We start from the raw sequence: 8060 nt of genomic DNA, 5'->3' as shown, positions 1-8060 counted from the left end.
GAACGCCTCGGCCGACTTCCCCGCCCACTTCAGGACCGCGTCCTCACCCGCCATCGACTTCACCGACCGCAGCGCATCCGACACGTCATCCGCGAAGTCATGCAACGTCTTCGCCAGATGACGCACCCGGTCCGGATCACCCGGCGTCGGATCCTTGTCCAGGTCCAGAACGTGCCAGTCCCCCGGCCGATTCCCCGCCACGCCGCAACCCCCGTCACGCCCTCATCACCAGTGCCCGTACGCACCAGCGAATTTACAGGGCGGAGGACGCGGCCGGCCGGGCGGTCAGTTCCCGGAGGCGTACGTCACGAAGTCGGCCCATGCGGTGGGGGCGAAGGTGAGGCGGGGGCCGTGGGTGTTCTTGGAGTCGCGGATGTGGATGGTGGCGGGGGTGGTGGCTATCTCGACGCAGTCGCCGGGCTCGCTGCTGTCGCTGTAGCTGCTCTTGAACCACTCCAACGCCACTTCGACGCACTCACTGCTGTTGCTGCTGTCGCTGTAGCTGCTCTTGAACCAGCGGAGTTCCGGGGCGGTCATAGTTCTCCCAGCACTTGCTCGATGAGGGCCGCTGACTCCCGAGGGGTGAGAGCCTGAGCCCGGATCATGCCATGCCGCAGCTCCAGGATTCGGAGTTGCCTCAGGTCAGTGACGGGGCGGCCATTGAAGGCGCCCTCGGAGCGCCCCACAGCCGTACCGTCCTGGAACTTCAGCACCTGAGTCTCACCCTGCATCCCTGCATGCTCCTCGCGGTCTGTCGGCATCACCTGAATCGCGACATTCCGCAACCTTCCTACCTCCAGCAGATGTTGGAGCTGGCGACGCATCACCATTCTCCCTCCGAGCGGGCGCCGCAGAGTCACCTCTTCCTGAACGAAAATGAGCGCAGGAGCAGGCTCCCGTTCAAAGATCGACTGTCGAGCCATCCGCGCAGCCACCGCGCGCTCCACCTCGTCCTGCGAATACGCGGGCTGTCGCATCTCAAAGAGGGCGCGCGCATAGTCGGTGGTTTGCAGCAAGCCGTGGAGGTTGTGGTCCCCGTAGGCCACAAGCTCGACCGCCCGGTCCTCCAACTCCTTCAGCTCCCGCACCTTCTTGGGATACCGCGCCCTCTCCACGTCCTCTCTGAACGCCCGCAGATGCCCGCCCGAGTCCAGGACCTGGTCCGCCCGGTCCAGGAACTCCGGCCTGGGAATCCGCGCCCCGCGCTCGATCTTGCGGATCATGTCCTCGCCGTACCCCATGGCCTCGCTGAAGTCGGCCACGCGCATCCCGGCTGCCTCCCGGCAGAACCTGACCAGGCGGCCGACAGCCTCCACCAGTGGCGCACCCTCGTCCCCCGGTTCGACATCCCAGCCCGCCTCGTCCACGCCCTCACCACTCATGCCCACCTCCAACGCGCACCCGTACCCCCGCGACACCCGAGACAGCCGAGACAAGGCGGGACAACACCGAGACAGTCCCGGTACGCACCGACGTCATCGCAGGTCAACACAAGCACGGTCCGCCACGCTGAGTGACATGAATCAAGAGGCCGTCGGACTCCCGTCCCAACTGGGCGACACCATCCGCAACTTCAGCGTGCTGCTGTCCCCCACGCCACGCGGCGCCCGCCTCGCCCGGCTGCTCGCGACGGAGCAACTCCGTACCTGGGAACTCCCGTTGGAGAAGGCGTCGCAGATCGTGGCCGAGCTGGCGGCCAACGCGGCGACCCATGGCCGTATCCCGGGTCGTGACTTCCGGCTCACGCTGTACGTCGTCGGCGGCACCCTCCGCATCGAGGTGACGGACACGCGGAGTGACCTGCTGCCCCGGGTCCAACCGGCGTCGGCCGAGGGCGAATCGGGTCGGGGCCTGGTCCTCGTGGACGCGTTGGCCGACCGCTGGGGCGTCTCGTCGGGACCGGCGCCGCGCAAGACGGTCTGGGCGGAGCTGGCCGTCGCCGTCGTATCCACCGGATCGCGGCCCGTCCCGTCCCGGTGCGCCGTGACGCGGCCGGGCACGACATCAAAGCTCTAAATCCCCCGGAGGAATCCCCCACCCAACCCCACCAACCTCCCCGCCGCCGCCCGTCACCCGCACGGGTGACGTTCGCCAACTCGGCTGGCTTTCCGGTCAGTTCGTGGGCATATGCTCGCCGCGACAACCACATACACCGGTCTGCACACCACACCCACACCGCAGACATGCGACGGCCCCCGGCCGGGACTGGCATCCCGATCGAGGGCCTGACCACCGAGGAAGTAGGAGCTTCCCGATGGATAAGCAGAACCCTAGCGCGCCCCCGTGCGCCCAGCCCCTGAATCCGCGGGGCATCACCCACGTGAACGTCCGCTTCACCACCCGCTACACGGTCGTGGGCAACGACCTCGCCCAGCACCGCGAGCTGTCCCTCACCGCGATCGGCCTCGCCCTCCACATCCAGTCGCTGCCCGCCCGGGCCCACGTCGGCATCAAGACGCTCGCCGCCCGCTTCCCCGAGGGCGAGACCCGTATCGCGGCGGCCCTGCGGGAACTGGAGGCGCACGGTTACCTGTCCCGCACCAGGGAGCGCCTGCCGAGCGGCCGGGTGGTCACGCACACGGTGTCGTACAACCAGCCGAGAGGCCGCGAGGTCCAGGAGCCCGTGCCCATGTGCGAGCCCGCACCGGCAACCGCACCCGCTGCACGACAGCCCCCACCCTCACCCCCACCTGCGGAAACACCCCCCGATCGCGACCCACGACCCCCGCTCCCCGAACCCCCCACCCCCAACCTCCCCCGCCACCGCACAGCCACCGCCCTCCTCGCGACCCTGCACCGCGACGACCCCCGCCTGCTCCTCGCGGACCGCGACGTACGCCGTCTGGCCCCGGCCGTCGAAGCTTGGCTGGAGCGCGGCGCCACCGCCGAAGCCGTACGCCGCACCCTGGCGTCGGACCTCCCCCACGAACCCCTGCGCCGCCCGGCAGGCCTCCTCGCCCACCGCCTCACCGAACTCCTCCCCGCCCCGACACCACCACCCCCGCCCCGCCCGCACCCCTTCCAGACCTGCGAGGACTGCGACCGCGCGTTCCGTGCGCCCGACCCCGGCCGCTGCCGCGACTGCCGATCCGATCTCATGGAGGCCGCCTAGCATGAACGTGACGATCCTTGCCCCCGGGCACAGACGACGGACCACGAGGAGCGAGTGCCATGACCATCGCCCCGGAGAACGCGCAGCAGGGTGCCTCCCACCGATACCGGGCCATGCGGGACTTCGTTCAGTCCATGGACGACTCCCTCCCCGGCAAGTTCGAGGTCACCAAGGAAGGAATCGTCCACGACATGGTGGCGCCCGTCGGTCCGCACGAGCTGACCACCCTGCACCTCCGCAAACGCCTCGAAAAGGTGATGCCGGACGAGGTTGTGGCCCACACGGGCGAACCCGATGTCGAGGACGAGTCCGAGGGCATCATGCGGCGGCCCGACGTGATGGTGATCGCCATGACGGACATGGAGGTCCCGGGTTCTTTTGATCCCCGTACGCTCATCGCCGCCATCGAAGTCGTCTCCCGCTCCAACCCGGACAACGACTGGGTCAACAAGACACGCGACTATCCGCTGATCGGCATCCCCGTCTACGCGATCTTCGACCCCCGTACCGGCACCGGCGCGGTCCTCACCGACATCCACTCCACCCCGAACGGCCCTCGTTACGCGACCCGCAAGGACTTCGTGTACGGCGAGGACGTCACGATCGCCGAGTGGACCATCTCGACCGAGAACCTGCCCCGCTACGCGGAGCAGGCCTCCGGGGCCGTCGGCTGACGGCCCGCCGTCAGCGCCCTTCCCGCAGCCCCTCCGCCACCGCCGTGTACGCCGGCTTCTGCGCGTACTCCTCGTCCAGCAGCGTCGCCGCCCCCTCACCCGTGAAGACGCCCGGCACCCACGAGTGCTTGTCCGTGAAGCCCCACACCGTGAACGACTTGCAGCTGCGCGAGCCGAGGCAGGCGTCGAGGAGGCCGCGGAAGTAAGTCGCCTGCTTCGCGAGCTTCTCGGAGTCGACCGGCAGGGCCATGCGGACGTCGACCTCCGTGAAGGCCGTCTGCATGCCCAGCTTGGCGAAGCGGGCGACATTGTCGGAGACGTCGCCCGGGAAGCCGTACTGAATGCTCAAGTGGCCCTGGATTCCGAACCCCTGGACGGGAACGCCCTGCTTGCGGAGATCGCGGGCCAGCTCGTAGTACGCCGTGGACTTCGCGTTGACGCCCTCCACGTTGTAGTCGTTGAGGAAGAGCTTCGCCTTCGGGTCGGCGGCGTGGGCCCAGCGGAACGTGTCGGCTATGTAGGAGGGGCCCAGCTTCTGCAGCCAGAGCGAGTCCCGCAGCGAACCGTCGTCGTTGAAGACCTCGTTGACCACGTCCCACTGGTAGATCCTGCCCTTGAAGTGGCTGACCTCCGCCGTGACGTGCTTGTGCAGGATGCCGCGCAGTTCCTTCGCGTCGATGGAGCCGTCCGCCACACCCGCCGTCAGCCAGGCGGGGAGCTGGTTGTGCCAGAGCAGCGTGTGGCCGCGTACGGCCTGGCCGTGGGCCCGGGCGAAGGCCACGAGCTCGTCCGCCTTCGACCAGTCGTACGTCCCCCGCTCCGGCTCCACCGACTCCCACTTCATGACGTTCTCCGCCGTCACCGAGTTGAACTCGCTCGCCGTCGTACGCCGGTAATCCGTCTCGTCCACGAGCGCCGTCATGTCCACCGCGGCGCCGATGCGGACATCCGCCCGGTCGGCGAGCGCCCGCAGCGAGGCGTCGTGGACGGGGCGCGCGGAGGCCGACTGGGCGCCGGCCACCAGCATCGCCGCGCTCAGCAACACGGTCGCGGGCATGCGGAAGTGCTTCATGTGCGGTCCTTTTCTCTCTATGGGTACGGAAGGGAGTGCGAGGGGGTCAGTGGCCGGCTCGGCCGCTCTCCGGCGGCCCCAGATATGTCGGCGTCAGCCCACCCGTGTCGATCACCAGGCGCTGCAGCACGACGGTCGGGTCGACCATCCAGAACTTCAGTCGGTGCACGCCCGCGCGGTCGATCTCGTGCCGCGTCGACGTCACGTTGACGTTGTCCGACGTGTTGCGTGCCCACTTCGTGTTCATCAGGCCGTCGTCGGCGCCCGTGGCCGCGTGGATGTCGACGGTCTGCGGGGCGGCGTCGTCGAAGGAGACCGCGTAGCGCAGGCCGCCCGTCGGGAGCGCCGGGTTACGGGGGGACAGGTACGCCCAGACGGTGGCCGCGCCCGGCGTCAGCACGCTGACCTCGTACTCCAGGCGAGGGGAGGCCGCGGCGCCAGGTGTCCGGCGGGGCGCGGTGACCGGCCACGGGGTCACCCCCGCCCCCGTACGGCCGATGCGGTCCAGACGCCGCCACTCGCCCACCGAACTCGCGTAGTGCTCCGCGTCCACGGCGACGTGTCCACCCGCTTCGACGAAGCCGCGCAGGCCCCGGGCCGACGGGTTGTCGACGACCGCGGTGACCGTGACGGACCTGCCCGCGCCCGTCACCGTGACCTCCGCCTCGGTACGACCGCTCGGCGCCCGCGACCAGTCCACGGTCACTGTCGCGCGCGCCTCCCGGTCGACCCGGCCTCTGGCGCGGTCCACGGCGAGCCACGGCACGGAGGTCGTGATCCGGTAGTCGAAGGGGGTCCCGCCCCGGTTGAAGACCTCGATGTACGGCGCGGGGCCCGTCCGGTAAGGGCTGAGCACCGGCAGCGCGGCGGCGCCCTGCGCATGCGGCCACCACCCCTGCGAGCCGTCGACCGCCACCCCCAGCTCGGCCCCCGACGGCACGTCGATCCGCTTGACCGCGGGGAAGAGGACGTCCGGCAGAGCGACGTTGTTGCGCTCCGGCTGCTGCCACGGCGCGTTCGGGCCGTAGCGCTCCACGTCCCCGTAGTCGATGTGCGGCTGCGTCTGGAAACCGCGCCATTTGCCGCCCGCCACCTGGGAGTTGAAGCGGTCGGCGAACGCGAGGTCCCGCTCCAGACCGGCTTCCGCGGCAGCCGCCAGGTCGTTCGTCGCCGCCCGGCCCTGCGCCGCGTACCGCAGGTTGGTGAACTCGGCCTCCCGCAGCACGTACACGTTGGCGGTCGCCTGGACCTCGTAGCCGACCAGCTCGTACCAGGCGTCCTGGGCCGCGGCCGGCAGCCGCTTCCCGATCCGCTCCGCGGCCTTCGCCAGCCGCCGCCAGTCGTCCGTGACCCGCTCCAGCTCCCGCCCGTAGAAGGGCGTCGCCTGGTCGTCGTACACGACCTCCGAACCGGCGAGCGTGATACGGCGGTTGAGCAGCTCGGGCTTGCGGCGCGACTGGAGCTGCCCGTACGTCGCCAGTACGTCGGCGATCGCCTTCGCCTGTGCCGCGCCGAAGTTCTGCCGGGCGTACTGCTGCTCCCATGAAGGGATGTCCTTGAGGTCCCAGCGCCCGGGATTCCAGGCGTAGTCCATGAAGAACTGCGTCGGCAGTTCGTTCCCCTTGAGGTCGCCGACGTTCACCACCCACAGCCCGTGGTTGCCGTACGCGTGGGCCTGGTGGAGCTGGTCCCAGAGGTTCGGCAGGGAGGTGGTGTCGACCCACTTGTAGTTGCGGCCGACGCCCACGTAGTCGAAGTGGTAGTACAGCCCGTGACCGCCCGCGCGCGGCGGCTCGGCGGGGTCCGGGTGCTTGCGGATGTTGCCCCAGTTGTCGTCCGTCAGTACGACGGTCACGTCGTCCGGCGCGCGCAGCCCCCGGTCCCAGTACCGCTGGACCTCCTTGTAGAGCGTCCACACCTGCGGGATCTCGGCCGGATCGCGCCCGGTGACCTCCTTGAGGATCCCCCGCTGCGTGTCGATGATCTCCCGCATCAGCTCGACGCCGTCGCCGTCCGGCAGGCTGGTGTCGCCGTTCCCGCGCATCCCGAGCGTGACGACGCCCTCGAAGTCCTGGTCGACCATGCGCCGGATGCCGTCGCGCCAGTACGCCTTGATCGCGTCGGCGTTGCGGCGGAACGACCACTCCCCCGTTCCGCCGTACGGGTCATGGCCGGGGGTCACGATCGCCCCGCTGCTGTCCCGCACGGCCGGAACCGCGTGCCGGTTCCACTCCTCGATGCCCCGCATCATGGGCGCCTCATGGGACGTGCCCATGACAATCCCGTACTCCTTGGCGCGCGCGTGGTTCTCCGGGTCGTCCTCCGCGAAGGCCCGGCCCCACACGGCCGGCCACAGGTAGTTCGCCTTGAGCCGCAGCAGGACCTCGAAGACACGTCCGTAGAAGTCGGCGTTGAAGCCGCCGGCGAAGCCCGGGGCCTTTCCGGGCCCGAAGAACGCGGGCGCCCAGGTCCCCAGCGCCGGGTTCTCGTCGTTGACGAAGACGCCCCGGTACTTCACGGCCGGCGTGCCCTGGCTGAAGCGCCCGGCCCGCACGTACACCGCGTCCCTCCGCACCGGCGCCACGTCGTCCCACCAGTACCAGGGCGAGACCCCGATGCCGTACGAGACGTCGTACGCCCCGAAGATCGTCCCGCGCGGATCGCTGCCCGCGACGACGAACGCGCGCTCCACGCCCGGCATCGGGCGCTCCACGACGGTCTGCAGCGAGGTCTCCCACCGGCCGCGCACACCGCTGACGTCCAGCTTCTTCGCGGCGATCAGGCCGTCGATCAGCGGGCTGCGGCCGATGGTGCCGACGAGGACGACCTCGCGTGCCACGGTGTCCCCGGGGCGTACGCCCGTGACGCGCTCGATGTCGTCGCGGAGGTCGCCCGCCACCCGTACGACTCCCGGGTGATCCTCGGGGCTGACCACGACCGGCGCTCCCACGAGCGAGAAGGCGCCGCCGGTGAACGAGATGTACGCGCCCGGATCCGTGGAGCGAGCGGCGGCCGACGCGGTCCCGGACAGCATCGGCAGCGCGGCAAGCCCCACCCCCGCACCCGCCCCGAGAACGGCCCTACGGCTGACGTACCCAGACATGACGCACCCCTCCACATGAATTTGCTCAGCGGCATGACAAATAGTGGAGGGAGGGTTCCCTGGGGGGAATGGGTCGGCAGCGTCGAATAGTTTCGGAGG

Annotated in this window: 8 protein-coding genes; 3 read left to right on the top strand and 5 right to left on the bottom strand. The window is 69.8% G+C overall.

Annotation, left to right across the window (positions count from 1 at the left end):
* The 3 genes from ACN6LB_RS30655 to ACN6LB_RS30645 form a co-directional block, all read right to left on the bottom strand.
* On the bottom strand, nt 1-201 hold a 201-nt coding region (locus tag ACN6LB_RS30655), incomplete at its 3' end, for a WXG100 family type VII secretion target (RefSeq protein WP_458576041.1).
* Between the two features lie 84 nt (nt 202-285).
* Nucleotides 286-537 (bottom strand): DUF397 domain-containing protein, encoded by a 252-nt coding sequence (locus ACN6LB_RS30650; protein ID WP_445028698.1) that lies wholly within the window; start codon nt 535-537, stop codon nt 286-288.
* The gene (locus tag ACN6LB_RS30645) at nt 534-1382 is read right to left on the bottom strand and encodes a helix-turn-helix domain-containing protein (protein ID WP_445028697.1); all 849 of its coding nucleotides are present in this window, start codon (nt 1380-1382) and stop codon (nt 534-536) included. Before ACN6LB_RS30645 ends, ACN6LB_RS30650 begins: the two co-directional genes overlap by 4 nt.
* Nucleotides 1383-1518: 136 nt before the next feature.
* Between ACN6LB_RS30645 and ACN6LB_RS30640 the strand changes: the two genes are divergently transcribed.
* The 3 genes from ACN6LB_RS30640 to ACN6LB_RS30630 all read left to right on the top strand — a co-directional run bounded on the left by ACN6LB_RS30640 (nt 1519) and on the right by ACN6LB_RS30630 (nt 3786).
* Entirely contained in the window at nt 1519-2016 is a 498-nt protein-coding gene (locus ACN6LB_RS30640) for an ATP-binding protein (RefSeq protein WP_445028696.1), read from the top strand.
* 238 nt (nt 2017-2254) lie between these two features.
* Entirely contained in the window at nt 2255-3112 is an 858-nt protein-coding gene (locus ACN6LB_RS30635; protein WP_445028695.1) for a helix-turn-helix domain-containing protein, read from the top strand.
* A gap of 59 nt (nt 3113-3171) precedes the next feature.
* The gene (locus tag ACN6LB_RS30630) at nt 3172-3786 is read left to right on the top strand and encodes a Uma2 family endonuclease (RefSeq protein ID WP_445028694.1); all 615 of its coding nucleotides are present in this window, start codon (nt 3172-3174) and stop codon (nt 3784-3786) included.
* A 10-nt stretch (nt 3787-3796) separates the two neighbouring features.
* Here the strand turns inward: ACN6LB_RS30630 and ACN6LB_RS30625 are convergent, their stop codons facing one another.
* Together ACN6LB_RS30625 and ACN6LB_RS30620 are read right to left on the bottom strand one after the other, a co-directional pair.
* On the bottom strand, nt 3797-4858 hold the full coding sequence (locus ACN6LB_RS30625) for an endo-1,4-beta-xylanase (RefSeq protein ID WP_445028693.1): 1062 nt from the start codon (nt 4856-4858) through the stop codon (nt 3797-3799).
* Nucleotides 4859-4904: 46 nt separating this feature from the next.
* The gene (locus ACN6LB_RS30620; protein ID WP_445028692.1) at nt 4905-7961 is read right to left on the bottom strand and encodes a glycosyl hydrolase 115 family protein; all 3057 of its coding nucleotides are present in this window, start codon (nt 7959-7961) and stop codon (nt 4905-4907) included.
* Nucleotides 7962-8060 lie beyond the last annotated feature (99 nt).

It is taken from the genome of Streptomyces sp. SAS_270 (genome assembly GCF_052543295.1).
Note: the sequence above shows the minus strand (reverse complement) of the source record. Positions and strands in the feature narration are given on the sequence as shown.